25 protein-coding genes and 1 tRNA gene are annotated in these 24,278 nt (G+C 69.8%); 16 read left to right on the forward strand and 10 right to left on the reverse strand.

Translation table 11 applies throughout. The features are described 5' to 3' along the window. The first annotated feature begins 372 nt into the window (after nt 1-372). Nucleotides 373-2,277: an amino acid transporter gene (locus OG884_RS30550; RefSeq protein ID WP_326638597.1), complete on the forward strand. Its 1,905-nt coding sequence runs from the start codon at nt 373-375 to the stop codon at nt 2,275-2,277. Nucleotides 2,278-2,460: 183 nt separating this feature from the next. Here the strand turns inward: OG884_RS30550 and pruA are convergent, their stop codons facing one another. After that, entirely contained in the window at nt 2,461-4,131 is a 1,671-nt protein-coding gene (pruA, locus tag OG884_RS30555; RefSeq protein WP_326638598.1) for an L-glutamate gamma-semialdehyde dehydrogenase, read from the reverse strand. Next, nucleotides 4,131-5,057, reverse strand: coding sequence for a proline dehydrogenase family protein (locus OG884_RS30560; protein WP_326638600.1), 927 nt, complete (start codon nt 5,055-5,057; stop codon nt 4,131-4,133). The genes pruA and OG884_RS30560 overlap by 1 nt, the downstream gene beginning before the upstream one ends. Before the next feature lie 94 nt (nt 5,058-5,151). Between OG884_RS30560 and OG884_RS30565 the strand changes: the two genes are divergently transcribed. Continuing rightward, nucleotides 5,152-6,219 carry a PucR family transcriptional regulator gene (locus OG884_RS30565; RefSeq protein WP_326638601.1) on the forward strand — a complete coding sequence of 356 codons (1,068 nt, stop codon included), beginning with the start codon at nt 5,152-5,154 and terminating at the stop codon, nt 6,217-6,219. 160 nt (nt 6,220-6,379) lie between these two features. Here OG884_RS30565 and OG884_RS30570 read toward each other — a convergent pair whose 3' ends face one another. Beyond that, nucleotides 6,380-6,586, reverse strand: a complete 207-nt coding sequence (locus OG884_RS30570; protein ID WP_326638604.1) for a hypothetical protein — start codon at nt 6,584-6,586, stop codon at nt 6,380-6,382. Between the two features lie 177 nt (nt 6,587-6,763). Between OG884_RS30570 and OG884_RS30575 the strand changes: the two genes are divergently transcribed. Next, nucleotides 6,764-7,717, forward strand: coding sequence for a hypothetical protein (locus OG884_RS30575; RefSeq protein WP_326638606.1), 954 nt, complete (start codon nt 6,764-6,766; stop codon nt 7,715-7,717). A gap of 205 nt (nt 7,718-7,922) precedes the next feature. On the opposite strand, the gene OG884_RS30580 is transcribed toward OG884_RS30575, so the two are convergent. Both OG884_RS30580 and OG884_RS30585 read right to left on the reverse strand, forming a co-directional pair. Continuing rightward, nucleotides 7,923-9,077: a glycosyltransferase gene (locus OG884_RS30580; RefSeq protein WP_326638608.1), complete on the reverse strand. Its 1,155-nt coding sequence runs from the start codon at nt 9,075-9,077 to the stop codon at nt 7,923-7,925. Nucleotides 9,078-9,348: 271 nt separating this feature from the next. Then, the gene (locus OG884_RS30585) at nt 9,349-11,208 is read right to left on the reverse strand and encodes a SpoIIE family protein phosphatase (protein ID WP_326638610.1); all 1,860 of its coding nucleotides are present in this window, start codon (nt 11,206-11,208) and stop codon (nt 9,349-9,351) included. 123 nt (nt 11,209-11,331) lie between these two features. Between OG884_RS30585 and OG884_RS30590 the strand changes: the two genes are divergently transcribed. After that, nucleotides 11,332-12,042 carry an ANTAR domain-containing response regulator gene (locus tag OG884_RS30590; protein ID WP_326638612.1) on the forward strand — a complete coding sequence of 237 codons (711 nt, stop codon included), beginning with the start codon at nt 11,332-11,334 and terminating at the stop codon, nt 12,040-12,042. 24 nt (nt 12,043-12,066) lie between these two features. Further along, nucleotides 12,067-13,125, forward strand: a complete 1,059-nt coding sequence (locus OG884_RS30595; protein WP_326638613.1) for an enoyl-CoA hydratase/isomerase family protein — start codon at nt 12,067-12,069, stop codon at nt 13,123-13,125. Between the two features lie 59 nt (nt 13,126-13,184). On the opposite strand, the gene OG884_RS30600 is transcribed toward OG884_RS30595, so the two are convergent. Next, complete coding sequence (locus tag OG884_RS30600) at nt 13,185-13,556, reverse strand: STAS domain-containing protein (RefSeq protein WP_326638614.1); 372 nt, start codon at nt 13,554-13,556, stop codon at nt 13,185-13,187. Between the two features lie 192 nt (nt 13,557-13,748). On the opposite strand from OG884_RS30600, the gene OG884_RS30605 reads away from it, so the two are divergent. Together OG884_RS30605 and OG884_RS30610 are read left to right on the forward strand one after the other, a co-directional pair. After that, nucleotides 13,749-14,525, forward strand: a complete 777-nt coding sequence (locus tag OG884_RS30605; RefSeq protein ID WP_326638616.1) for a SigB/SigF/SigG family RNA polymerase sigma factor — start codon at nt 13,749-13,751, stop codon at nt 14,523-14,525. A 119-nt stretch (nt 14,526-14,644) separates the two neighbouring features. Further along, nucleotides 14,645-15,100 carry an ATP-binding protein gene (locus OG884_RS30610; RefSeq protein ID WP_326638618.1) on the forward strand — a complete coding sequence of 152 codons (456 nt, stop codon included), beginning with the start codon at nt 14,645-14,647 and terminating at the stop codon, nt 15,098-15,100. Nucleotides 15,101-15,382: 282 nt separating this feature from the next. Here OG884_RS30610 and OG884_RS30615 read toward each other — a convergent pair whose 3' ends face one another. The 3 genes from OG884_RS30615 to OG884_RS30625 all read right to left on the reverse strand — a co-directional run bounded on the left by OG884_RS30615 (nt 15,383) and on the right by OG884_RS30625 (nt 17,106). Then, nucleotides 15,383-15,616 carry a hypothetical protein gene (locus tag OG884_RS30615; protein WP_326638620.1) on the reverse strand — a complete coding sequence of 78 codons (234 nt, stop codon included), beginning with the start codon at nt 15,614-15,616 and terminating at the stop codon, nt 15,383-15,385. Between the two features lie 6 nt (nt 15,617-15,622). Beyond that, nucleotides 15,623-16,330: a hypothetical protein gene (locus OG884_RS30620; RefSeq protein ID WP_326638622.1), complete on the reverse strand. Its 708-nt coding sequence runs from the start codon at nt 16,328-16,330 to the stop codon at nt 15,623-15,625. A gap of 308 nt (nt 16,331-16,638) precedes the next feature. Then, on the reverse strand, nt 16,639-17,106 hold the full coding sequence (locus OG884_RS30625; protein ID WP_326638624.1) for a hypothetical protein: 468 nt from the start codon (nt 17,104-17,106) through the stop codon (nt 16,639-16,641). Between the two features lie 92 nt (nt 17,107-17,198). Between OG884_RS30625 and OG884_RS30630 the strand changes: the two genes are divergently transcribed. Next, nucleotides 17,199-17,275: transfer RNA gene (locus OG884_RS30630), tRNA-Pro, on the forward strand. An 87-nt stretch (nt 17,276-17,362) separates the two neighbouring features. Here the strand turns inward: OG884_RS30630 and OG884_RS30635 are convergent. Next, nucleotides 17,363-17,950 carry a helix-turn-helix transcriptional regulator gene (locus OG884_RS30635; protein WP_326638626.1) on the reverse strand — a complete coding sequence of 196 codons (588 nt, stop codon included), beginning with the start codon at nt 17,948-17,950 and terminating at the stop codon, nt 17,363-17,365. 263 nt (nt 17,951-18,213) lie between these two features. On the opposite strand from OG884_RS30635, the gene OG884_RS30640 reads away from it, so the two are divergent. From OG884_RS30640 to dmpG, 8 genes are all read left to right on the forward strand, one after another. Further along, nucleotides 18,214-19,005: an MFS transporter gene (locus OG884_RS30640; protein ID WP_326638628.1), complete on the forward strand. Its 792-nt coding sequence runs from the start codon at nt 18,214-18,216 to the stop codon at nt 19,003-19,005. A gap of 81 nt (nt 19,006-19,086) precedes the next feature. Next, nucleotides 19,087-19,326, forward strand: a complete 240-nt coding sequence (locus tag OG884_RS30645; protein ID WP_326638630.1) for a hypothetical protein — start codon at nt 19,087-19,089, stop codon at nt 19,324-19,326. A 122-nt stretch (nt 19,327-19,448) separates the two neighbouring features. Continuing rightward, nucleotides 19,449-20,309 carry an RNA polymerase sigma factor SigJ gene (sigJ, locus tag OG884_RS30650; RefSeq protein WP_326638631.1) on the forward strand — a complete coding sequence of 287 codons (861 nt, stop codon included), beginning with the start codon at nt 19,449-19,451 and terminating at the stop codon, nt 20,307-20,309. 99 nt (nt 20,310-20,408) lie between these two features. Further along, nucleotides 20,409-20,849, forward strand: a complete 441-nt coding sequence (locus OG884_RS30655; RefSeq protein WP_326638633.1) for a carboxymuconolactone decarboxylase family protein — start codon at nt 20,409-20,411, stop codon at nt 20,847-20,849. Nucleotides 20,850-20,874: 25 nt separating this feature from the next. Further along, entirely contained in the window at nt 20,875-21,240 is a 366-nt protein-coding gene (locus tag OG884_RS30660; RefSeq protein ID WP_326638635.1) for a discoidin domain-containing protein, read from the forward strand. Nucleotides 21,241-21,485: 245 nt separating this feature from the next. After that, the gene (locus tag OG884_RS30665; protein WP_326638637.1) at nt 21,486-22,271 is read left to right on the forward strand and encodes a 2-keto-4-pentenoate hydratase; all 786 of its coding nucleotides are present in this window, start codon (nt 21,486-21,488) and stop codon (nt 22,269-22,271) included. Between the two features lie 10 nt (nt 22,272-22,281). After that, nucleotides 22,282-23,190: an acetaldehyde dehydrogenase (acetylating) gene (locus OG884_RS30670; protein WP_326638638.1), complete on the forward strand. Its 909-nt coding sequence runs from the start codon at nt 22,282-22,284 to the stop codon at nt 23,188-23,190. A 28-nt stretch (nt 23,191-23,218) separates the two neighbouring features. Next, entirely contained in the window at nt 23,219-24,250 is a 1,032-nt protein-coding gene (dmpG, locus tag OG884_RS30675; protein WP_326638640.1) for a 4-hydroxy-2-oxovalerate aldolase, read from the forward strand. The last annotated feature ends 28 nt before the right edge of the window (nt 24,251-24,278 follow it).

Genomic DNA, 24,278 nt, shown 5'->3' on the forward strand with positions numbered 1-24,278 from the left:
GTATCGGCCCCGCTTCGAGTGGCTACCCGCCGACGGTTGCCACCTCAACCCGGGGGATGAATCGATCTCCGCTGGGGGCCGAGGTCGCGCCCTGGAGAGGGCGGCTGCTTCCGGCGGTCCTCCGAGCTCCGTCACGGCGAGCGAGAAGCGCTCCGTCACGGTGAGCGAGAAGCACGGCCTCGACGGGAATCCCCGAAGGACGGAGGCCTGCCGCGGGTCGTGGGTGAACCGCGATGCGATCTCGATGCCGCCTGCCGAGTGGGCCTCGTCGCAATCCATACGTTTTCTTGACGCCCTTCGGGCGCCTTCGATCCCTTTGGGCTGAATAAAGTCACATCATCTTTATGTGTTTTTGACGGTGGAGGTAGTGCGTTGGGTCGGTCAACCCAAAAGGGGGCGGACTCGCCGCGGACCTGGCTGCTTCACGGTCTGCAGGCCGACCGCAGGCAGATCGAGCACGACCCGGACAAGAAGCACTCGTGGTGGCAGGTCATGTGCCTGACGGGGGTCGACTACTTCTCCACGCTCGGTTACCAGCCCGGCATCGCCGCGCTCGCCGCCGGCGCGCTGTCCCCGGTCGCCACGCTGCTCCTGGTCCTGCTGACCCTGTTCGGCGCGCTACCCGTCTACCGCAGGGTGGCCGAGGAGAGCCCCAACGGCCAGGGCTCCATCGCCATGCTGGAGAAGGTGGCGCCCAAGTGGTGGGGCAAGCTGTTCGTGCTGGCCCTGCTCGGCTTCGCGGCCACCGACTTCGTCATCACGATGACCCTCTCCGCCGCCGACGCGACCGCTCACATCCTGGAGAATCCCTTCGTCCCCGATTTCCTGGACGGCCAGCGGGTCCTGGTCACGCTCGTGCTGCTCGGCCTGCTGGGCGGGGTGTTCCTGCTGGGCTTCAGCGAGGCCATCGGCCTCGCGGTGGTCCTCGTCGGGATCTATCTCGTGCTCAACGCGATCGTGGTGACGGTCGCGGTCCTGCACGTGCTGGACAGCCCCGACCTCGTGGTGGACTGGGGTCATGCTCTGACCACCAACTACACCAGCCCCCTGGCGATGGTCGCGCTCTCCATGCTGGTCATGCCCAAACTCGCGCTCGGCCTGTCCGGGTTCGAGACCGGTGTCGCGGTGATGCCACTGGTCAACGGGGACCTCCAGGCACGGATCAAGGGCACCAAGCGGCTGCTCACCACAGCCGCTCTGATCATGAGCGTCTTCCTGGTCTTCAGCAGCTTCGCCACCACCGTCCTGATCCCGCACCACGAGTTCGAGGAGGGCGGCAAGGCCAGCGGCCGGGCTCTGGCCTACCTCGCCCACCTGTTCCTCGGCGACTTGTTCGGCACGGTCTACGACGTGAGCACGATCGCGATCCTGTGGTTCGCGGGCGCCTCGGCCATGGCCGGTCTGCTCAACCTGGTGCCGCGCTACCTCCCCAGGTACGGCATGGCGCCCGACTGGACCCGGGCGGTCCGGCCGCTGGTGCTGGTCTTCTCCGTCATCGCCTTCGCCATCACGATCATCTTCGACGCCGACGTCGAGGCCCAGGGAGGGGCGTACGCCACCGGCGTGCTGGTCCTGATCCTGTCGGCCGCGGTCGCGGTGACCATCTCCGCCCACCGGAACGGCCGGCGCGGTGCTCGGACGGTGTTCGGTGTGATCGCGGCGGTCTTCGCCTACACGCTGGTGGCCAACGTGATCGAGCGCCCGGACGGCGTCAAGATCGCGTTCTTCTTCATCGTGGCCGTCATCGCCACCTCGCTGATCTCCCGTGCGACCCGGTCCACCGAACTGCGGGTGACCGAGGTGACCCTCGACCCGCTCGCCGAGGAGTTCGTCAACGACGCCTGCGGCGACATCCATCTGATCGCCAACGAACCACACCAGCGCAACCAGGCCGAGTACAACGACAAACGCCGCGAGCAGTGGCTCAACCACCGCCTCCGCAGCGAAGAGCCGATCATGTTCGTCGAGGTCACCGTGGTCGACGCGTCGGAGTTTGAAAGCGAACTGCGCGTCCACGGCGAGGAGCGGTACGGCCACCGCATCTTCCGCATCGAAAGTCCCACCGTGCCCAACTCCCTGGCGGCCTTCCTGCTCCATCTGCGTGACCGCACCGGCCGGGTCCCGCACATCTACTTCCACTGGGCCGAGGGCAACCCGATCTTGGCCATGCTCCGCTATCTGCTCTTCGGCGGAGGAGACGTTCCTCCGCTCACCCGCGAGGTCCTCCGCCAGGCCGAACCCGACGTCACTCGCCGTCCCCACGTCCACGTCGGCTGAATACGGGCTTCGCGGGCGCGACCTGGCACCGCCGGCCCGCCCAGGGAGAGAACACGACGCCCGGGACTCGGATTCATGAGTCCCGGGCGTCGCCGCTTCAACCGTCGCTATCCGTTGTCCGGATAGCCGAGCTTCCTCAGGTCGGGCTCCTGCCAACCGGCCTGCGGGATGTCAGCCCATGTGCTAGCCGAGCTTTCCGAGATCGGGCTGCTGCCACCCGCTCTGAGGGATGTCACCCCTATATGGTCCCTGAACAATCGGTGGAACGAGCGTCTCCTTGATCGTCCGGGCGTTGACCCAGCGGATCAGGTTGAGGATCGACCCGGCCTTGTCGTTGGTGCCCGAGGCGCGGGCCCCGCCGAAGGGCTGCTGGCCGACGACCGCGCCGGTCGGCTTGTCGTTGATGTAGAAGTTGCCCGCCGCGAAGCGCAGCCGCTCCGACGCCGAGGTGATCGCGTAGCGGTCCCGGGCGATGATCGAGCCGGTCAGCGCGTACGGGGAGACGCCCTCCATCTGCCCCAGCACCGCGTCGAAGTCCGCGTCGTCGTAGACGTGCACGCCGAGGATCGGCCCGAAGTACTCCTTGACGAAGATCTCGTCGGTGGGGTCGGCCGACTCCAGGATGGTCGGCCTCACGAAGTAGCCGGTGGAGTCGTCGTACGAGCCGGTCAGCACGTTGATCGAGTCGAGCGAGCGGGCCCGGTCGATCGCGGCCCTGTGCTTGGCGAACGCCCGCCCGTCGATGACCGCGCCCATGAAGGTCGACAGGTCGGCGGCCACGTCCCCGACGGTCAGCGACTCGGCGGTGCCCACCAGCTCGTCGCGGATCACCGACCAGACCGAGCGCGGCACGTAGGCCCGGGAGGCGGCCGAGCACTTCTGCCCCTGGTACTCGAACGCGCCGCGGATCAGCGCGGTGGTGAGCACGGCGGGATCGGCCGAAGGGTGGGCCAGCACGAAGTCCTTGCCGCCGGTCTCGCCGACCAGGCGCGGGTAGGACCGGTAGGAGGTGATGTTGGCGCCGACCGTGGACCACAGGTGCTGGAAGGTCGCCGTGGAACCGGTGAAGTGAATACCCGCCAGATCCGGGTGGGGCATCGCGACCTCGGAGACGGCGGCGCCGTTGCCGGTCACCATGTTGATGACACCCGGCGGGAGCCCGGCCTCCTCAAGCAGGCGCATGGTGAAGTGCGCGGCGAACTGCTGGGTGGGGGAGGGCTTCCAGACGACCACGTTGCCCATCAGGGCCGGAGCCGACGGCAGGTTCCCGGCGATGGCCGTGAAGTTGAACGGGGTGATCGCCAGGACGAAGCCCTCCAGCGGCCGGTACTCCATCCGGTTCCACACCCCGGGCGACGAGATCGGCTGGTCGCTGAGGAGCCTGCGCGCGAAGTCCACGTTGAAGCGCAGGAAGTCGATCAGCTCGCAGGCCGAGTCGATCTCCGCCTGCTGCGCGGACTTGGACTGGCCCAGAATCGTGGCGCCGTTCAGCGTCTGCCGGTACGGCCCGGCCAGCAGGTCGGCGGCCCGCAGGAAGACGGCGGCCCGCTCGTCGAAGGGCAGGGCACGCCACGCGGGCGCCGCCCGCAGCGCGGCGTCGATCGCCGCGCGCACGTCGCCGGCGTCGGCGTCGGCCGTGCGGCCCAGCACCGAGGCATGGTTGTGCGGCTGGACCACGTCGATCGGGGCGCCGCCGCCCATCCGCTGCTCGCCGCCGATCGTCATCGTCAGGTCCAGCTGGGCCCCGGCCAGCTCCTTGACGCGCTTCTCCAACGCGGCACGCTCGGCGCTGCCCGGCGCGTAGCCGAGCACCGGCTCGTTGGTCGGGGCGGGAACCGTGGATATGGCATCCATCACTTGCCTCCAAGGGCACGAAGAAAGAAGGCGATGTTCGCCGGGCGCTCGGCCAGCCGGCGCATGAAGTAGCCGTACCAGTCGTCGCCGTAGGGGACGTAGACGCGCACGACGTGGCCGGCACCCGCCAGGGCCCGCTGCCTGTCGGTCCTGATCCCGTAGAGCATCTGGTACTCGTAGTCACCACGGGAGCGGCCGAACCGGTCGGCGAGCGTCTCGGTGATGGAGATCAGCCGGTCGTCGTGCGTCGCCACCATCGGGTAGCCGCCACCCGACATGAGAACGCGCAGGCAGCGCACGTAGGCCAGGTCGACCTCGTTCTTGTGCCGGTGGGCCACCGAGGCCGGCTCGGCGTAGGCGCCCTTGACCAGGCGGACCCGCGAGCCCGCCTGCGCCAGGTCACGGCAGTCGGCCTCGCTGCGGAACAGGTAGGACTGCACGGCCACGCCGGTGGAGGGGAAGTCCTCTCGCAGGGCCCGCAGCGTCTCCAGCGTGGAGTCGACGGTGGTGTGGTCCTCCATGTCGAGGGTCACGCTCGCCCCGCGGGCGCGGGCCGCCTCGCAGATCCGCCGCGCGTTCTCCAAAGCGATCTTGTCGCCGTCGGCGCCCAGCGCCTGACCGACGGCCGAGAGCTTCACCGACACCTCGGCGCGGTCGCCGAGCCCCAGTTCGCCCAGCGCGCCGAGCAGTGTGACGTACGCCCCGGCAGTCCGGGCGGCGGCACCGGCGTCCCGAGTCTCCTCGCCCAGGTGGTCGACACTGACGGCCAGGCCCACGGCGGCGAGGCGGCGGATCGCCTCGACCGCGTCCTGGGGCGTCTCACCCGCGACGAAGCGGTCGACGACCCTGCGCGTCAGCGGCACACCGGAGACCGCGCGCCGCACCAGCGGCAACCGGGACACGCCAAGAAGGAGAGAACCGAGCATGTCTTCACACTAAAACCCCGCCCGGGCCGACCATCATGTGCATCTGCCACGACCGGCGGGAAGAGTGTTCATACACATGCACAACAATGGTGAGGTGCTACAGGAGACAGTCGACGAGATCGCCGCCAGGCTCGGTGCCTCCGCCACCCTGGAGGACCGCTCGTTCCAGCTCCTGGCCTATGCCGCGCAGAGCGGTGACATCGACATGGTGCGCCAGGAGTCCATTCTGCGGCGCCGCGCGACCGACCAGGTGCGGGCCTACTTCGAGGGATACGGCATCGCCGGCGCCCACGGGCCGGTACGCATCCCCGCCGACGCCGACCTGGGAGTGCTCGCCCGGGTGTGCGTGCCGCTGCGGCACCGTGAGGTGACCTACGGTTACCTGTGGCTGCTCGACGACGGCACGCTCGGTGACGACGTCCTGGCCTCGGTCGGCGACCTGGTCTCCCGGGTCGCCGCGGTCCTCGCGCAGGAGGCCCGCAGCCGCCAGGACCTGGGAGCGAACCTGCGGGAGCTGTTCTCCTCCGACGCCGAGGAGCGCTCCTGGGCGCTGTCGAGGCTGGACATGCGGGGCCCGGTGGCGGCGATCGCCGCCCGCAGCTCGCCGGACCGGGTCGCCGCCCTCTGGACGCTCCCGCGCGGCGTGCTCGCCGACCCGGCCTTCCCCGTCGGGGACGAGCCGCTGGTCGCGCTGCTGGTCCCGGCAGGCCAGGCGGAGGAGCTGGCGGGCCGGGTCCAGAGCATGTACGGCACGATGGCGGGCGTCGGCGCGCCCCGGGACGATCCCGCGCAGGCCTGGCGGAGCTGGCGGGAGGCAGTGCACGCGCTCGGCGTCGCCGCCCGGGTGCCCGCGCTGGCCCCCGTCGCCCTCTGGTCGGGACTGGGCGTCTACCGGCTGCTCGCCCGGACGTCCTCGGCGGGGCTGCGGGAACTGGCGGCGGAGATCGCCGTGCTGGCCCGGGACCCGGAGCTGGCCAGGACCGTGGAGACCTACCTCGACCGCGCGGGTCACGTCCAGCAGACCGCCACCGCGCTCGGCGTGCACCGCCAGACGCTCTACTACCGGCTGGCCAAGGCCGAGCGGCTCACCGGCCGCGACCTCGCCGACGGCGAGAACCGCCTGCTGGTCCACCTCGCACTCAAGGCGGTCCGCCTGCTCTGAGCGCGGTGCCTCTCGCCGGATCCGCGGAGCGGGCCCGGACGTCCTCGGGGGTGACCGCCGGCAGGCCCGCCGCCCTGGCGGGCAACCGCTCCGGACGGCGGCCGGGTAGATCTTCACCCAGCGTTTTAGACGGCGGCCCGGTAGATCTTCACCCAGCGTTTTAGACGGCGGCCCGGTAGATCTTCACCCAGTCCACGTACATGCTGACCGTCGGGGGAGTGGAGCGGTTGCGGCACGGCGACCACTCGTTGCACGTCACATCGTTCTGGAGCGTCAGGTGCATGGAGCGGCCCGTCGGCACGTTCGGACCGCGGTAGTCCCACACCTTCCTGCCGTCCAGCCAGAAGGTCAGCCGCCCGGGCGGCATGGGGATATCAAAGCAATGATCGCACTCCAGTAACGGAGGTATTCCTTTTTCGCATCCGTCCCACGCATCCGTCCCACGCATCCGTCCCACGCATCCGTCCCACGCATCCGTCCCACGCATCCGTCCCACGCATCCGGAGGGTGCCGCCCCGAGCCCGACTGTGCCACGATTTCGGACATGAACGACGTTGATGCCATACGGCAGGCGCTGGCCAAGCTGGTGGAGTCCGGTGAGCTCCGCCCGGAGCAGGTGGAACCGGTCAGCCTCGCCGTGGGTGAGGCGCTGCGCGACCGGGGCGCCGGGGACCGGGTCGGATGGAGCGAGATCCTCGCGTACGTCGGCGGAGGGCTCGTCCTGGCCGGTGCCACCGCCTTCGTCGCTCTGGGCTGGGACCGGATGACCCAGCCGACGAGAATCACCGTCCTCGCCGTGGTCACCGTCCTGCTGCTGGCGGTGGCCGCCGGGCTCGGCCGGACCGCCCGGTCCGCGACCGGCAGGACGGCCGCGGTGCAGGGCAGGGTCGCCGCCACCCTCGCCGCGCTGGGCTCGGGTACGGCAGCCCTCTGCGCGGGGGTCGCCGCCGACCGCTACGAGGGACTCATCGCCGGCGCGGCCGGGCTGGTGGTCGCCGCGGTGGCCTACGTGCTGCTGCCCACCGCGATCGGCCTGCTGGCCTGCGGCGGGTTCGCCCTGCTCACGGTGACCGGCCTGCTGGACGTCTTCGCCGGACAGGAGGGCGGCGGCTGGGGCCTGGCCTACATCGCGCTGGGCGTGGTCATCCTGGTGCTCGCCCTCGCCGGGCTGCTCGCCCCCCGTGACCTGGGGCTGGGCATGGGCGCCGCCATCGCGCTCTTCGGCGGGCAGTGGCCTGTCCTGTGGGACGGGGACGCCTGGGGATACTGGCTGACCGCGGTGATCGCGCTGGCCTGCCTGGCGCTGTACGGGCGCCGGCGTACCTGGGTGCTGATCGTCAGCGGCGTGGCCGGGCTGACGCTCGCCGTCCCCGAGGCGGTCTGGGACTGGACCGACGGAGCCGTGGGCGGCGCGGTGATCCTGGTCCTGGCCGGGGCCGTCCTGCTGGCCGCGAGCGGCCTCGGGGTCGTGCTGCACCGCCGCGCGTCCCAGCAGTAGGGCCGCCTTCCGGCACGCGGCCGGCGGCACCTCGTACCCACCAGATCGGTCGGGTCGTCCCGGGGCGCGCCGCAGGGCCGCCTTCCGGCACGCGGCCGGTGGTAGGGACCCGTCACACGCGAAAGACCGGGGGTTCCCGTGGGAACCCCCGGTCTCGAAGCGTGTTCGCGTGGCCGGCGGCGCTTGGCCGTCGCGGTGGGCGCGGTCAGCGGAGGGAACCGGAGAGGGCGACCTCGTAGACGTGGACGAGTTCCTGGCTGATCCGCTCCCACGAGTAGCGGGACCGGGCACGGTCGGCGCCGGCGAAGCCGAGCGCGGTGCGGCGGGTCGGGTCGGCGAGAAGCTCGCGGGTCAGGCGGGAGGTCTGCGCGGGACGGTCGGCGGGCACCAGCAGGCCGGTCACCCCGTCCACCACGGAGTCGAGGTGGGCGCCCACCGCCGAGGCGATGACAGGAACACCGCAGGCCATGGCCTCCAGCGCGACGACGCCGGCCGGAGCCTCCTGGGGCAGGGAGACGACCACGTCGGCACTGCGCATCAGCTTGGCGACCGCGGAGTGCGGGATGTGCCCGAGAACGGTGATCCGGTCGTCTACGCCGATCTCCTTGGCCAGCAGCATCATGCGGCGCGCGTCGGCGTCGTGCTCCAGGTCCGCGGCCGCCGGGCCACCGGCGATGATCAGCTCGGCGTCGGGGATGCCCTCCAGGGCGCGGATCGCGGTGTGCACGCCCTTTTCCGCGGTGAGCGGTCCGACGTGCAGCAGGCGGGGGCGGGTACCGCGGGCGGAGGCCGGACCCTGACGGCGGAACCGCTCGACGTCGACACCGCACGGGATGACCGAGATGTTGCGGCGCGGCACACCCAGCCGGATCAGCGAGCTCTCCTCGTCGCCGCACCCGGCGATCACCGCGCTGGCCCGGCGCCCGATGGCCCGCTGCAGCCGCACCCTCTTGGCGTCGCGGGGCTGCTCGCTGGTGAACGTCTGGGTGAACGGCACGTTCAGGCCGTTCGCACCGGCGATGGCGGCCAGCCCGCCGGTCCAGGAGTGCGCGTGGATGACGTCAGGGCGGTTCTGCCCCCAGCGGTGCATCAGCTGGTCGCCAAGGTCGGAAAGGTAGGGCAGCACGCCATCCTCAGGAAGATCCTGCGCCGGCCCGGCGGTCAGGTGCTCAAGCGTGACGCCCTGCGACACGCGAACTTTGGCCTTGTCCAGGTCGGAGTTTCTCCGGGCGTAGATCGTGACCTTGTGCTCCCTGCCGAGTTCACGGGCGACGGCCATCAGGTGAGCGCGCTGAGCGGCAAGGTCGGACTCGTCCTGGGTGGAGGAGAGAACCTCGGAGGAGACGAATGCAATGTTCACGGCACACCTCTGGGAGGAGATAGGCATGAAAAGCCTGTGATTCCTTCAGGGGTGCCTGCGTCTTAGGCACACGTCTGCATTGCCCTAACCATACCCCGATCTCCGTCGGAGCCAAACCCGCGGTTTCAGCACCTCCTGCTCTGCCGTGACTCCTCGGCCCTGGTGCCCGGGACGGTGCGGTTGGATCACGCATCCATCGATCGTTGTGGATGTCGAGGCGGTCGCACAGCTGCGCTCGGCGAGACCGGCAGGCCACGCCGAGTTGGCCAAGCTATACGACACGCAGGGCGAGTATCACGATCTCATCCCAAACCCTCCCGCCGGAGAACACGTGCCGATCCTCCTCCACCGTTTTGACGATCTCGGAGGGAGACTGCGTCACGCAGCGTGCCAGCACGTCGGCCAGCCTGGTCTCGCCGTAGGACTCGCCGAGCTCGTTCTGTGAGGCGACCAGACCGTCGGAGTAGAAGACCAGGGTCTGGCCGGAGGCCGGCGTGAGCTCCTCGGTGAACATCTCGGCCTCGGGGGCGATGCCCAGCGGTACGCCGCCTCCCGCGGTGAACCGCACCCCGCCGTCGGGCTGCAACAGTGCGGCGGGGTGGTGTCCCGCGCTGGCCAGCCTGATCTTGCGTGCCCGGATGAAGCCGGTCACGGCCATCACGAACATGCCGTTGTGCTGGGCGATCAGGGCCTGGTTCAGCTTGCGCATCACCTCACCCGGGTCGGACTCCCAGACGCTGAGCACGCGCAGGCCGTTGCGGACCATGGCGCTGACCGACGCGGCCTCCTCGCCCTTGCCCACGGCGCCGCCGAGGGCGAAGCCCCATCCCTCGTCCGTGGGGAAGACGTCGTAGAACTCGGCGCCGACCGGGCTGGAGCCCGCGTTGTAGATGGCGGCGGCCTCGAATCCGGGGATGTCCGGCAGGCTTCGGGGCACCACGCTGGTGCGCAGCGCGTCGGCGGCCCGCGAGCGGGTCTGGAAGCTACGCCGGGCGCGCAGCGCGAGCCCCAGATGGACGCCGATCTCCTCCAGCAACCCCAGATCGGCCAGTGAGAACGGCTCACGGTCGCGCAGGCGGACCAGGGTCAGGGCGCCCAGCACGCCGTCCGCGCCGCCGATCGGCACGATCAGCACCGAGGCGGCGCCCATCACCCGCAGCAGGGACGGCCCGCCGGGGACGTCACCGAGCAGCCCCTCGTCCTCCAGCATCTCGTGCACCATGCCCGAGCCGCCGGTCAGCACGTGCGCGACGGCCGGTGCGGTCAGCGGGTTCATCTGTTCGGCGAGGCGGACCAGCTGGGTCACCGGCTTGTCGCTCGGGCCGAGCACGCAGGCCCGGACGGGCACGTCGTCACGGACCACGTCGGCGATCACCCAGTCGGCCGACTCGGAGGCCAGCAGCCGCGCGGCCCTGGTGACGGTCACCGGCTGGCGCAGGCTCTCCTCATCGAGCAGCAGGCGGGTCATCCTGGCCAGCAGCTCCTGCCGGCGCGCCGCGGCCATGACCAGGGTGGCGTCCGACCGGTCGGCGGGGCCCTGGGGCGGCCCCGCCACCTGCGCCTCCAGCGGTAGGATCACGACCGCGACCATCTCCTGCGGCTCGCCCGGCATCGTCAGCCGGGTGACGGCCAGTTGCACCGTGTGCGCGCGGCCCTGGTGGGCCAGCCGCGTCTGGAACGTCGCGGTCTGACCGCCCTGCTGGACCGCCGTCAGGTGCGAGCGGAACGCCGCCCGGCGAGAGACGTCGACGAACAGCGGGAACGAGCGGCCGATCAGATATCCCGCCGGGCTGCCGAGCATCCGGGATGTCTCGGCGCTGACCCGCCGCACCACCCCCGAGGTGTCCAGCACCACCACGGGGACGGGGAAGGTACGGAACACCTGCCGCAGTAGTTTGAGTTCCCGCTGAGCCCCGTTCTCCCGCTGACCCGACCGCTTGGGCGCCTTGCGCAGCTCGCGCACGGAGGTCTCCAGCAGCTCGCGGGCGGTGTCGAGCTCCGCGAGCGCCGCGTCAAGCGTGGACCGGGGGTCGGCGGGGTAGGCGGACTTCGCCTCGCGCAGGGAGGAGACCCTGGCGCTCAGCGCGCTCAGCGCCTGCTCCAGGCTCTGAAGGCCAATGGCGTCGGTCAATGCTCGTCCTCGTCCGGGGCCGGAGTGGGCTGGTCCCGTCGTAGACGGTACGCCACCAGGTAGGTCGAATCGATGCGTGGTCGGATAGTGGTTAAGTTAGCGACACAGGGAAGGGGAGTTGAGATGGACATGGTCACTCCCGTTCTGGCTCGGGATCTCGCGGTCCTCGGCAGGGTCAGCGAGGAAACGTCGAGCGAGGGCGTGCTGCGCGGGCTCACAGCCACCCTCGCAGGTGGTGTGCCCGGTTGCGCGGGCGGGTCCGCCGAACTCTGGCGCCAGGAACGCATGGTCGTCTCAGCCTCGCACAGCGAGCTCATCGTGCTCCTCGACAGCGAGGGGGAGTTCGGTGAGGGGCCTTCGATCGAGGCCCGTGCCACCGGACGTCACGTGGTCGTCCAGGACGTCCTGCACGAGTCGCGCTGGCCGGCGTACGTCGGCATGGCGGTCCGCTGCGGTGTCCGCTCGGTTCTGGTGATGCCGATCACCGTCGAGCACGCCGTCCTGGTCCTCGGCCTGTACGGCGTACGGCCCGGCGTCTTCGCCGCCAGGAACGTCCCACCGCTGGCCGACATGCTCGCCGAGCAGGTGGGGGTGGCGCTCGCCAACATGTGGGACTACGACGAGGTCCGTACCGATGCCGCCCAGATGCAGGAGGCCCTGGCGGGCCGGGCGATCATCGACCAGGCCAAGGGCATCATCATGAAGTCCAGCGGCTGCTCGGCCGAGGCCGCCTTCGACGAGCTGCGTCGCATCTCCCAGCATCACCAGGTGAAGGTCGCGGACCTGGCCAGGTTGCTGGTCGACGAGCACCAGCGCAACGAGGGAAACCGATGATCCGTCGACGGAGTGGGGGAGTGGGTGGCTGATCTTCTGCGTGTCTCTGTCGCCGAACTGGCGGACGGCGCCGCCGACGGACCGTTGCTCGACATGTCCGCAGGGGTGTGCGAGCCGATCGTGGGGGTGGAACTGGACGGCGGCGCCGACGCGGCGACGCTGGGCCGGGCGGTGACGCGCGCACGCGCCTGCGACCGGCTGCTGATCGGGATCGCCGGAAAGCCGCTGCCCGAACAGGCGGTTGATCTGACGCGCGCACTGGATCTGACCCTTGTCGGGCCGGCCGTGCCGGCCGGGTACGAGTGCGTCGCCGTTCCCGATCCCGAGGAGCGGCTCATGGCCGTGCACGGCGCGGCGCTGCGCAATCCGCAGGCCTCCGTGGTTTTCGGCGCCGTTCTCAGGATGACGGAGGCGCTGGAGGTCACCACCGCGTTGGACGTCGAATCCCTTGCCTACTCGACTCTGCTCGGTGGCCCCGAGTTCCGTCGCTGGCTCGATGGCCGCCGTCGCCGGCCGGTGCCCGCGGCGCCGGCACCACCGGTGCTGGTCGACCGGGTCGACGACCACCTGCTGATCACGTTGAACAGACCGGAGCGGCGGAACGCCTACGGGCGTGAGGTTCGTGACGCCCTGGTCGAGGCCATGCGCCTAGCGGTGCTCGACGACACCGTTACCCGGGTGGTGATCGACGGTGCCGGGCCGTCCTTCTGCTCCGGCGGCGACCTCGACGAGTTCGGCACCACTCCTGATCTTGTCACCGCCCATCTGGTCCGCACCCGCGGCGGTGCCGGGAGGTTCATCCACGAGCTCGCGGACCGGGTCGAGGTGCGCGTGCACGGTAGCTGCGTCGGCGCCGGGATCGAGCTTCCGGCCTTCGCCGGAACCGTGATCGCCGATCCCGGGGCCACCTTCCGCCTGCCGGAAATCGGCATGGGGCTGATCCCCGGCGCGGGCGGCACCGTCGGCATCCCCCGGCGTGTCGGCCGCTGGCGCACCCTCTACCTCGCCATGACCGGTGAGCGCCTCGACGCGCCGACCGCTCTGTCCTGGGGGCTGGTCGACGACGTGATGCCGTCAGGGTGATCAGACGGGCCACCCGGCCCTGCCCGCGCGTCTGGAACGCGTCCGGCGCGCGGGCCGCCCTAGCCGCAGGCGGCGATCGCGTCGTCGATCGTGTCGTACAGAGGCAGCCGCTGGGCCAGACCGGTGATCCACATCACCTTGGTCTTGGCGTACTCCACTCCGATGAGGGCGAACTTGGCGTCGGCGGTGGTGCTGGCCTGCCACTGATGGACGATCAGCCCCAACGCCCGCGAGTCCATGAAGGTCACCCCACCCAGATCCAGTGCCATGTCCAGGCCGTGCTCGCTCGTCTCCGCCGCCAGGTAGTCGGCGAACTGGTCCCGCGTCGTCGCGTCCAGCAGGCCCGTCACCCGGATCACGTTGATCCCACTGACGAGCGCCGACGTGAGAGTCAGGGCTGCAGATCTCTCACCGTTCTCCGACACCGTCACCCAGAGCCTCCTCGCACCATTCGATTAGCAACCTTACTGTTACCTGGAGGCGAGTAATACTCCCGGATTCAGGGGAATGGTGGAACCAGAGGTCCAGCAGAGGGCCCGCCTTGAAAATTGGTCGAGGCGATGCCGTCTGCCCGGATGTTGCTCCGTGGTCGGCTCGCTCGACGGTAATACCAGGGAGCAGCAATGTCTGTTCAGGCACTCGAGATCACCGACACGACCGCCGAGGACCTCCTTGCCGAGATGTCCCTGCCTGAGGTCTCCGAGCACCGCGCCGAGCGCCTGCGCGAGCGCATCGTCGAGATGCACCGCCACCTCGCCATGGAGATCGCTCGCCGCTACCGTTACCGCGGCGAACCGCTGGAGGATCTCCTGCAGGCCGCGTACGTGGGGCTGATGAAGGCCATCAACGGCTTCGACCCGACCCTCGGGCACCCCTTCCGCGGCTACGCCGTGGTCACCATGACCGGTGAGGTCAAGCGCCACTTCCGCGACCGCACCTGGGCCATCCGCGTCCCCCGCGTCTACCAGGAGCGCAGGGCCGAGCTGAACCGCCTGGTCGCCGACCTCAGCCAGGAGTTCGGCCGTGTCCCCACGGTCGCCGAGCTGGCTGTGAGGATGCGCATCTCCGAAGAGGATGTCCTGCTCACCCTCGATGCCTCCGCCGCCTACAGCGCGCTCTCGCTGGACGCCCCTCTCGGCGCCGACGACGACGCAGCGGCACTGGGCGACGTCATCCCCGAGGAGGACGACGCGCTGGGCACACTCGTGGACCGCGAGGCGGTCAAGCCACTGATCGACAAGCTGCCGGTGCGCGAGAAGAACATCCTGCTGCTGCGCTTCTTCGGCAACATGACCCAGGCCGAGATCGCCGCGGAATTCGGGATCTCCCAGATGCACGTCTCCCGTATCCTGCGGAAGGTGCTCGACCAGCTCCGTGCGGAACTTGTCGCCGAATGCTGAATACACAGTCCGGTACCGGGCACCTCAGTCGGCGACAACGGATGTGGCGTCAGGTGCGTTTGATTGAATCCCGGACGCTGAGGACGACAGCGAAGCCGGGCAGGGGAGGCGGATCTCGGGTGAACGAGGACGGTGTTCGTCCGGCACGCTTCACGGCGAGTGGCGCCCGTTCCCGGACATCCCCCGCGAGGGCCGCCGTCGCCGAACTCGCCTTCTGCCTTCCCGACCTTCCCGACGTGCGCGACTTCGCCGCCGCCCAGGCGGTGCGGAGCGGCATGTCGCAGGAGGGACTCGCCGATTTCCTGGTGGCGCTGAACGAGGTGGCCACCAACGCCGTCACCCACGGCCACACCAGCGCCAAGGCCGTGCTGCGGATGTGGATCGTCGGCCGGACCCTCGTCGTGGAGATCCACGACGAGGGTCGCTGGGACCCGGGGCCGGCTCCGGGGGAGACGCCCCCCGGGCCTCACGCGACCAGCGGTATGGGCCTGTGGGTGGCCCGGATGGTCAGCTCCGACATCAAGTTCGAGACCGGGGCCGCGGGTACGTTCATCACCATGTCGTTCAAGGTCTAGCCGTACTGACCGCAGAGGTTGAGGACGCGGGCGACACGAGCTCGACGGCTGACGCTCCGAGCCGTTTTTCGAGGTTCGAACGGGAAGGGGCCCGTCCATGTGGACGGGCCCCTTCCCGTTCGACAGCCGTACCTCCGAAAGGTCAGCGCCTGCGGCGCCAGCCTCCGCCCCCGGTGGTGGTCCGAGGGCCGGCCGAGCCGATCCCGGCCTGGTGCAGAGCGAGGAGCAGGAGTCCGAGGAGCAGGAAGGCGGTCCCACTGATCCCGCCGATCCTGGTGTTGATCAGGTCGAGCAGGAGTCCGTGCCCTCTCCCAGCACGTCGCCCCGCAGGTCGTCCGCGGCGCTCCCGGGGAGGCCGGGGAGGCCGGGGGGCACCGGGGTGCCGCGCGAGGCGTCACCGTGGTGTGGCTCCTGGAACCCGGGCGCCACGTCCTCGGTGTGCCGGGGTGCGTTCGGGTCGTTCTCGTCGGCCTTGTGGACCAGCCGGTCGTTGTCCGGGTTGAATCGATTGTTCACGTCGGGTCACCGTCCTTGGGGATCGCGTCGGTGGGCTCGCTCGTTGCCGTCTGTGGTCTCGGGGGCTGCGGCACCCGTCTGCCGGGGATCACGGTGATGGAGGTCGCGGTCGGCGAGATCGGCCTGCCTCCGGTCGGAGGGGGCAGCGTGCCGGGGATTCCGCTCACCGTTGACCTTGCTCCCGGGAGCCGCGAGCAGCTCCTCGAACAGGGCGCGGTAGTGCACCATGGCCTGCCGGAGCTCCTCGGTGGAGGCCTCCTTGTGAGCGGCCCTGGTGCTGATCTCGTGGGCCTGCCGGTAGTGGTCGAGAGTGCGGCCGTGCGCGACGGACAGGTCGGAGAGCCGCTGCTCGAAGTCCTCGGTCGGGTAGCCCCGCTCGGCCATCACGGAGGTCACCAGATGATCGGCCTCTGTCACCGCGAAGCCGGGAGCGTCCACAAAACGCTCCTGGACCTCCATCCACTTCTTCGCGTAGATCTCACGTGTCTGAGCGTCCAGAGTGCGGATGTCGAGGGAGCTGAAGCGCTGCTCGCGGGCTCTGAGCTCCTGCTCGGCGTCGCGCCTGCTGTCACGCTCCTGCAGGGTACGTTCGTATTCGGGGCCGAAGCGGTCACGAAGTCGGTGCCGGCGTTGCTGCTGCAGTACGAGATAGCCGACTGCGACGATCGCCACCACCGCGACCACGACGACGGCCACCCAGATCACGGTGGACATGTCTGCCTCCGGTTGTGTAGGCGTTTGTCCCCGTGCGCTGCCCTGGGGTCAGGCCTCGAAACCGGCTGCCGACTTTTATGGTCGTCCCGCTACTCGGTCTGGATTTGATGTTTTAGCAGGCCATGTTGGGTGTTAGACGTTCTTTTGCCACGTTTTCGAATGCGGTTCCCGGCTCCGGCGGCCGCGGGGGAATTCCCGTGGCAGGGGCCCCGGATCCGATCTTCGGCCTCCATCTCCGATCTCCGATCCCCGATCTACCGGGATGCGGGCCGGTGGCCGGCCCCAGGCTCGGAGATGAGGGCTGCCCCTCATTCAGGCCGTTCGCCTTGCTCCTCGGCGGGATCGAGAGCCCTGCGGGCCTCGGCCAGCACCCTGGCGGCCAGCCAGTCCTCCGCGGAGGCGGGAACCTCGGTGAACCCCCTGCCGGACTCGTACGAGATGTCCAGCCCGGCGGAGACCAGCCGCCCGGCCCAGCGCAGCGCCGTGTTCAGCTTCTCGGCGGGGATCGCCCGACCCTGGGCCACGGCCGACAGGTTCCGCAGGTTCGTCGCGGGCCCCGACTGGTTGTGTGTGCGGTCCAGCTTCCACGGGATGGCCCGGGAGTGATCGAGCATCGGCTTCGAGAGCCCGGCGGCCCGTTTCGCCTGCAGGATCCCGGACTCGCTCACCCCAAACCGCGCCGCCAGCTCCGCGTTCGACAACCCCCGCCCGGCCAGCCGCCGCAGCTCCTCCTGGTCGATCAACGCCTTGCGTCCCACGTACCCCTCGCCTTTCACCCGATCGCCTGCCCACGCGGGCGTCGCCGTGTGCGAAGCCTGCCCGATCTGCGCTAAGGTTATGACGTCCACCCCGAGAGGGCGCGGACAACCGGGACGTAGCGCAGCTTGGTAGCGCACTTGACTGGGGGTCAAGGGGTCGCAGGTTCAAATCCTGTCGTCCCGACCAGGTTTCAGCTGGTCGGCAAGGGTGTCACCCGAAAGGGAGACACCCTTTCTGCATTCTGAGTGATCAACTGAGTGACTATCGCTCCCGTCACGTGAAGATCCGGTCCATCGCCTCCGCGCCGCCGAGCAGGACCGGGCGGATCTGCTTTCGATAGACCGCCTCCGTCACGGCGTCTCCGCTGAGGTAGCGCCCGGGTGAGGTGCCGACGGTACGACGGAACGCCGCGAGGAAAGCGCTCGGGGTCGCGTACCCCACGGCGTGCGCGGCTTGCGACACCGTCCGGCCTTCGGCGAGGAGAGGCAGGGCGGCCCGCAGCCGCATGTGGGTGCGCCAGCGGTCGAAGCTCATGCCCGTGTCGCGGACGAACAGCCGGGTCAGGGTGCGTCGGCTCACCCCGAGGGAGCGTGCGTGGGCGTCAAGGCTCCGGGAGTCGGAGGGGTCGGCGAGCAGGGCGTCGGCCACGGCGCGTACGCGTTCGTCCACGGGAAGCGGGACATCGATCGGCAGGGTCGGCAAAGGGTGCAACAGGTCCAGCACCACCGCCTCGGCCCGCAGTCGCGCGTCATCGGCGAGGTCCTCACGGGCGAAGGGTGTGTCCTCATGACGATATTGTGTGGCCCCATCGCGGATTGTGGCCAGTTTCGCCGGCGCATAGCGTCGTCGAGTGCTGATCAATCCTTTTCCTCACCGCCGAACGAATGTGCCGCCCTCGCCGACGGGACGCCTGTCATGACGCCGGTGTCTCCCGCGGTCACCGGCCGCCGCCGGGCGGCGCTGGTCGTGCTGTGCTTCGTGCAGTTCATGCTGGTCCTGGACGACACCGTGGTGAGCGTCGCCCTCCCCAGCCTCCGCGACGACCTGGGTTTCAGCGGCCCGGGGCTGGCCTGGGTCGTCAACGCGTACTTCCTGGCCTTTGGCGGGCTGTTGTTGCCGGCCGCGTGGCCGACCTGCTGGGACGGCGCCGCGTCTTCCTCATCGGGGTGGCGCTGTTCGGCATGGCGAGTCTCGCCTGCGGGCTCGCCCAGCAGCCCTGGCAGCTCGTGGCCGGGCGGTTCACCCAGGGCGCGGGCGCGGCCATGGCCAGCCCCGCCGCACTGTCCGTGATCACCCTGTTGTTCCCCGGCACCGAGGAACGCACCAGAGCACTGGGCATCTGGGGCGCCATCGCGGCCCTGCTCCTGGCCGCCGTCCTGGCCGCCGGGTTCCTCGTGGTGGAGCCACGGACGGCCGAGCCGCTGGTGCCGATGTCGTTTCTGTCCGATCGGACGCGTGCCGTCGCCAACGGCGCGACCCTGCTGTTCTCCGTGGCCATGTACGCGATGGCCTTCCTGCTGATGATCCACCTGCAGACCGTGCTCGGATACGGTCCGCTTCAGGCCGGCGTCGCCTACCTGCCCTACGGCGCCGGAATCCTGTTGGGCATGCGGTTGTCCACCCGCGCGATGACGAGGGTCGGAGTGCGCTGGACGCTGGTCCTGTCATTCCTGATCGGCTCGGCTGGGCTGCTGCTGCTGTCCGGCGTGGTGGCGGGTGACTCGTACGCGGCGGGCGTGTTGCCGGGCATGCTCGTCACGAGCCTGGGATGCGGGCTGGGCCTGTCGGTCTTGACAGTGGCCGCGCTCACCGTCGCCGCCGCCCTCCTCGCCCTCGGCGCCGTCCTCATCGCCGCCCTGCTCCGAACCCGCCGCTCGGGCTCCGCGTCCGATGGATACTTAAGTACGTCCCCTTGACCGCCGGCGGCCGACTTTGGTCACCGCACTACCCTCCTAAGCCTGATTCCGCGCCGGGCATCACCTGCCTACCGTGGAGCCATGACCTCCACCAACCCGAAGTCCCCCCTGGCGACCCTGTCGGGTCTGCTCTGCTTCATCCTTGTCGCCGGCGGCGGGAGCGGTCTTCTGCACGAGTGGTTCGGCTGGATCCATTTCATGGGCTTCCTCCGGTTCCTCGCCCCCGAAGGCTACGAGATCTACAGCTACGTCTTAATGATCGTCTTCGGCTTCGCGATAGGCGCGGCCGGCAACGCGCTCACCCGACGAGGCCGCAGATGAACCACTCCGGGCGACTGTCCCGGGCTCGGGAACAACGGCGCAGGAAGCGACGGATACGCGGGTCAGCGGTCCGTCCTAGGCCACTCGCCGAGTTCGTCCGACGCTGCTTGTAGCGTCTGCGTGTGACCGAGGAAGAGTGGGCCGAGCATCGGCCGGCGGTGTTCGGGGCGGCCTATCGGCTGCTCGGCAGTGTCGGTGACGCCGAGGACGTGGCGCAGGACGTCTGGCTGCGCGCGGCCGGTGCCGACCTGTCCGGGGTGGAGAATCCGCGGGCCTGGCTGGTGACGGTCGCCGCCCGCAGGTCCTACGACATCCTCCGGTCGGCCCGGGTGCGGCGTGAGACGTACGTCGGTCCGTGGCTGCCTGAGCCGTTGCTGACCGGTCCGGACGCCGCCGAGCCGGTGCTCGTCGACGAGTCGGTGAGCATGGCGATGCTCGTCGTCATGGATCGGCTCACGCCGCCCGAGCGAGTCGCGTTCGTGCTGCATGACGTCTTCGAGGTGCCCTTCGATCGCATCGCCCGGGTGCTCGGCGTCACTCCCGCCGCCGGCCGTCAACTCGCCTCGCGGGCGCGGCGCCGGGTGGCCGCGACGAAGCAGCAGCCACGCGCGAGTCGCCCGGAGCGCGAGCGGGTGCTCGCGGCGTTCCGCGCCGCGTACGAGGCGAGCGACCTGAAGGCCCTGGTCGAGCTCCTGCATCCCGACGCGGTGTACGTCACCGACGGCGGCGGCAAGGTCTTCGCCGCGCGCAAGGTCATTTCCGGTGGTGAGCGGATCGCCACGGTGCTGTCCCGGGTGGCCGGGCGATGGGGGCTCTTCCCGCTCGTTCCCCGCGAGGTGGGCGGGGAGCTCGCGCTGGTGGCGTACCGAGACAAGCGGATCGTCCTGGTCGACACCTTCGACGTCGCGGCCGACGGCCGGATCCTGGCGATCCGGCGGGTGCTCAATCCGGACAAGCTCTCGTATATCGACCCGGCGCGCTGACTCTTCGGGAATCTTTCTGGCAAAAGCCGTCACAGCGGCGGGTGCCATCTCGTCTCCCTGGTGAGAACCGGGAGAGAGACCGAGAAAGGTGGGAGCACGATGTCACGCTTGAACATCGCCGAGGTGGCGCCCGAAATGTACAAGACGTTCATCCAGGCCGAGCAGGTGATCTCGAAGGGGCCGCTGGATCCCGCGATCCGCGAGCTCGTCAAGATCCGTAGCTCGCAGATCAACGGCTGCCTCTTCTGCATCGACATGCACGTCCACGAGGCGCTGCGACTCGGCGAGAAGCAGGATCGGATCTACCAGCTGTCCGCGTGGCGGGAGTCGGAGCTGTACACCGATGCCGAGCGAGTCGCGCTGGCCTACGCCGAGGCTGTCACGGAGCGGCCCGACGGCGTGTCGGATGAGGTCTGGGGCGCGGTGGCCGCCGCGTTCAAGCCGGAGGAGGCCGCGTACCTGGTCGCCCAGGTGGCGCAGATCAACCTGTGGAACCGCATCGCGTCGCCCATGCACACGCGCCCGCCGAAGCGGGGCTGACGGGCGCGCGATCCAGCCCGAGGGCGTGATCGACGGGGATCGCAGCTCGGACCGGTGGGGTCGGGGGAACGGATGGAACGACGCGACTCAGGGCACGTTTCCCGACACGCTGACCGTCGACTTCGCCGCGTCGGCGCCGGTAGGGCGGGTCGACCTGTACACCATCGACTCCGCGGCGTACCTCGCGAAGAACCGGGGCATCCGTGATGCCGACGTGCAGTTGCCGGTCGGCGACGAGTGGCGCACGGTCGCCGAGATCCGCGGCAACACCGAAGGCCTGGTGCGCCGGACTTTCGAGCCGGTCACCGCAAGCGCGCTGCGCGTGGTGGTGCGGTCCGCGAACGACGGCGCCTATTCCCGGATCGTCGAACTGGAGGCACACCCGCGATGACACCTCGTACCGGACGCGGCGCCGGTCGCTCGCGGTGGCCGTGCTTTCGCGGGGCCTGCCCGGACACCCTCGCCGACTCCCCTGAGGTCTTCACGTAGGCGGTGACCCCGCCGACCACCCGATTCGTCGACGTCGCTCCCACTGAGCGGGAGGCACACCGCCGCCGGTGTCCCGCGACTGGAATCTTTGATTGCGGGCGCCCCGCCGATCCGGGTGCGGCGCGGCGTGATCTCAGGAGGATGTGGATGCTGGAACCGGCACAACGCGTGTCCGCGGCCGACCGGTTGTGGGCGGCGGAGCGGGACAGGGAGCCGATCGCGCCGCTGACGGAGTCCTTCCCGGACATCGACGTCATCGACGCGTACGAGATCCAGCTCATCAACATAGGCCGGCGGCTCGTCGCGGGCGCCCGGGTGCGCGGGCACAAGGTGGGCCTGTCCTCTCTGGTGATGCAGCAGATGATGGGCGTCGACGAGCCCGACTACGGGCACCTGCTCGACGACATGGTGCTGTCGGAGGACACCCCCATCACGACCTCCGCGTACTGCTACCCGAGGATCGAGGTCGAGATCGGGTACGTGCTCGGATCGAGCCTGCCCGGTGAGGGGTGCACCGAGGAGGACGTGCTCGCCGCGACGGAGTACATCGTGCCGAGCATCGAGCTCATCGACAGCCGGATCAGGGACTGGAAGATCGGCCTGGCGGACACGATCGCGGACAACGCGTCCTCGGCGGGGGTGCTGCTCGGTGCCGCCCGGGTGAGCCCGGCGGAGCTGGACCTGGCCGCCATCGAGGCCGTTCTCTACTCGGGTGACACCGAGGTGGCACGCGGTGACACCGGCGCGGTTCTGGGCAACCCGACCACCGCCGTGGCCTGGCTGGCCAGGAAGGTCGCCGGGTTCGGGGTGAAGCTCGAGGCGGGGCACGTCATCCTGCCCGGGTCCTGCACCCGCGCCGTCGACGTGCGCCCCGGCGACACCTTCCGCGCCGAGTTCGCCGGACTCGGCTCCGTGACCGCTCGATTCGAATGAGGGTGAGACAGTGACCAAGGCGACCGCAGCGATCGTCGGTTCGGGCAACATCGGGGCCGACCTGATGTACAAGTTGCTCAGATCCGAGCTGATCGAGCCTCGATGGATGATCGGCGTCGACCCGGACAGCCCCGGCCTGAAACGGGCGGAAGCGCACGGCCTGGCCGTCTCCGCCGAGGGGGTCGACCCGTTGCTCGCCCAGGGCGAGCGCCCAGACCTCGTCTTCGAGGCCACTTCGGCGTACGTGCACCGGGAGAACGCGCCGAAGTACGCCGCACTCGGCATCCAGGCCGTCGACCTGACCCCGGCCGCGCTCGGTCCGGCGGTGGTGCCGGCGGTCAACCTCGGCGCGCACCTCGACGCGCCCAACGTCAGCCTGATCACCTGCGGTGGGCAGGCCACCATCCCGATCGTGCACGCCGTCTCCCGGGTCACCGAGGTCTCCTACGCCGAGATCGTCGCCAGCGTCGCCTCTCCATCGGCGGGCCCCGGCACGCGGGCGAACATCGACGAGTTCACCAAGACCACCAGCCGTGGCATCGAGACGATCGGCGGCGCCGCGCGCGGCAAGGCGATCATCATCCTGAACCCGGCCGAGCCGCCGATGCTCATGCAGGACACGGTGTTCTGCGCGATCCACGAGGAGGCCGACCGGGACGCGGTCGCCGCCTCGATCGCGGACATGATCGCCAGTGTCGCGTCGTACGTGCCCGGCTACCGGCTGCGCGCCGAGCCGCAGTTCGACGACCCCACGCCGGTGAGCGGCGGCCTCGCCCGGGTGGCGGTCTTCATCGAGGTCGAGGGGGCGGGGGACTTCCTGCCGCCGTACTCCGGGAACCTCGACATCATGACGGCCGCCGCCACCAAGGTCGGCGAGGGCTTCGCGCAGCGCATCGTCTCCGCGCGCCTGCCCTCCTAACCCCTCCTCGTCACAAGGAGATCCATCCATGCCCTACAACACCGACCTCGACATCAGAGTCACCGACTCGTCGCTGCGCGACGGCTCCCACGCCAAGCAGCACCAGTTCACCGTCGAGCACGTCCGCTCCATCGTGGGCGCCCTCGACGACGCGGGCGTGCCGGTCATCGAGGTCACCCACGGCGACGGCCTCGGCGGCTCGTCGTTCAACTACGGGTTCAGTCACACGCCCGAGCAGGAGCTGATCAAGGCCGCGGTCCAGACCGCTAAGCAGGCCAAGATCGCTTTCCTCATGCTGCCCGGCCTGGGCGTCCAGGACGACATCCGCGAGGCAGCCGCGAACGGCGCGAGCATCTGCCGGATCGCCACCCACTGCACCGAGGCCGACATCTCCGTGCAGCACTTCGGGCTGGCCAGGGATCTCGGCCTGGAGACCGTCGGTTTCCTGATGATGGCGCACAGCCAGCCGCCCGAGGTGCTCGCCGGGCAGGCGCGGATCATGGCCGACGCCGGCTGCCAGTGCGTGTACGTCGTCGACTCCGCCGGCGCGCTGATCATGGAGCAGACGGCCGACCGGATCTCCGCCCTGGTGGCCGAACTCGGATCGGACGCCCAGGTCGGCTTCCATGGCCACGAGAACCTCGGCCTCGGCGTCGCCAACTCCGTGCTCGCCGTACGCGCGGGAGCCCTCCAGATCGACGGCTCGACCCGCAGGTTCGGCGCGGGCGCTGGCAACACCCCGGTCGAGGGGTTCGTCGCCGTCGCGGAGAAGCTCGGCATCCGCACCGGCATCGACACCCTGAAGATCATCGACGCGGCCGAGGACGTGGTCCGTCCGATCATGGATGACGAGTGCCTGCTCAACCGGCTCTCGCTCACCATGGGCTACGCCGGCGTCTACTCAAGCTTCCTCAAGCACGCCGACCGCCAGGCCAGGAAGTACGGCGTCTCCGGCGCCGAGATCCTCATCGAGGCCGGGCGCCGCAAGCTCGTCGGCGGGCAGGAAGACCAGCTCATCGAAATCGCCGTCGCACTCGCGGGAAAGCGGGAACGGTCATGACCGGCCGGATACTCCACTGCCCGGGTGG

Source organism: Streptosporangium sp. NBC_01755, assembly GCF_035917995.1.
In the GTDB taxonomy this organism is placed as follows: Bacteria; Actinomycetota; Actinomycetes; order Streptosporangiales; family Streptosporangiaceae; genus Streptosporangium.

What these genes read in the sequence shown, in the direction of transcription:
- pruA (WP_326638598.1), bottom strand. Translation starts at nt 4,131, where the DNA reads ATGGATGCCATATCCACGGTTCCCGCCCCGACCAACGAGCCGGTGCTC.
- OG884_RS30560 (WP_326638600.1), bottom strand. Translation starts at nt 5,057, where the DNA reads ATGCTCGGTTCTCTCCTTCTTGGCGTGTCCCGGTTGCCGCTGGTGCGG.
- OG884_RS30570 (WP_326638604.1), bottom strand. Translation starts at nt 6,586, where the DNA reads ATGCCGCCCGGGCGGCTGACCTTCTGGCTGGACGGCAGGAAGGTGTGG.
- OG884_RS30575 (WP_326638606.1), top strand. Translation starts at nt 6,764, where the DNA reads ATGAACGACGTTGATGCCATACGGCAGGCGCTGGCCAAGCTGGTGGAG.
- OG884_RS30590 (WP_326638612.1), top strand. Translation starts at nt 11,332, where the DNA reads ATGGACATGGTCACTCCCGTTCTGGCTCGGGATCTCGCGGTCCTCGGC.
- OG884_RS30605 (WP_326638616.1), top strand. Translation starts at nt 13,749, where the DNA reads ATGTCTGTTCAGGCACTCGAGATCACCGACACGACCGCCGAGGACCTC.
- OG884_RS30620 (WP_326638622.1), bottom strand. Translation starts at nt 16,330, where the DNA reads ATGTCCACCGTGATCTGGGTGGCCGTCGTCGTGGTCGCGGTGGTGGCG.
- OG884_RS30645 (WP_326638630.1), top strand. Translation starts at nt 19,087, where the DNA reads ATGACCTCCACCAACCCGAAGTCCCCCCTGGCGACCCTGTCGGGTCTG.
- OG884_RS30655 (WP_326638633.1), top strand. Translation starts at nt 20,409, where the DNA reads ATGTCACGCTTGAACATCGCCGAGGTGGCGCCCGAAATGTACAAGACG.
- OG884_RS30665 (WP_326638637.1), top strand. Translation starts at nt 21,486, where the DNA reads ATGCTGGAACCGGCACAACGCGTGTCCGCGGCCGACCGGTTGTGGGCG.
- dmpG (WP_326638640.1), top strand. Translation starts at nt 23,219, where the DNA reads ATGCCCTACAACACCGACCTCGACATCAGAGTCACCGACTCGTCGCTG.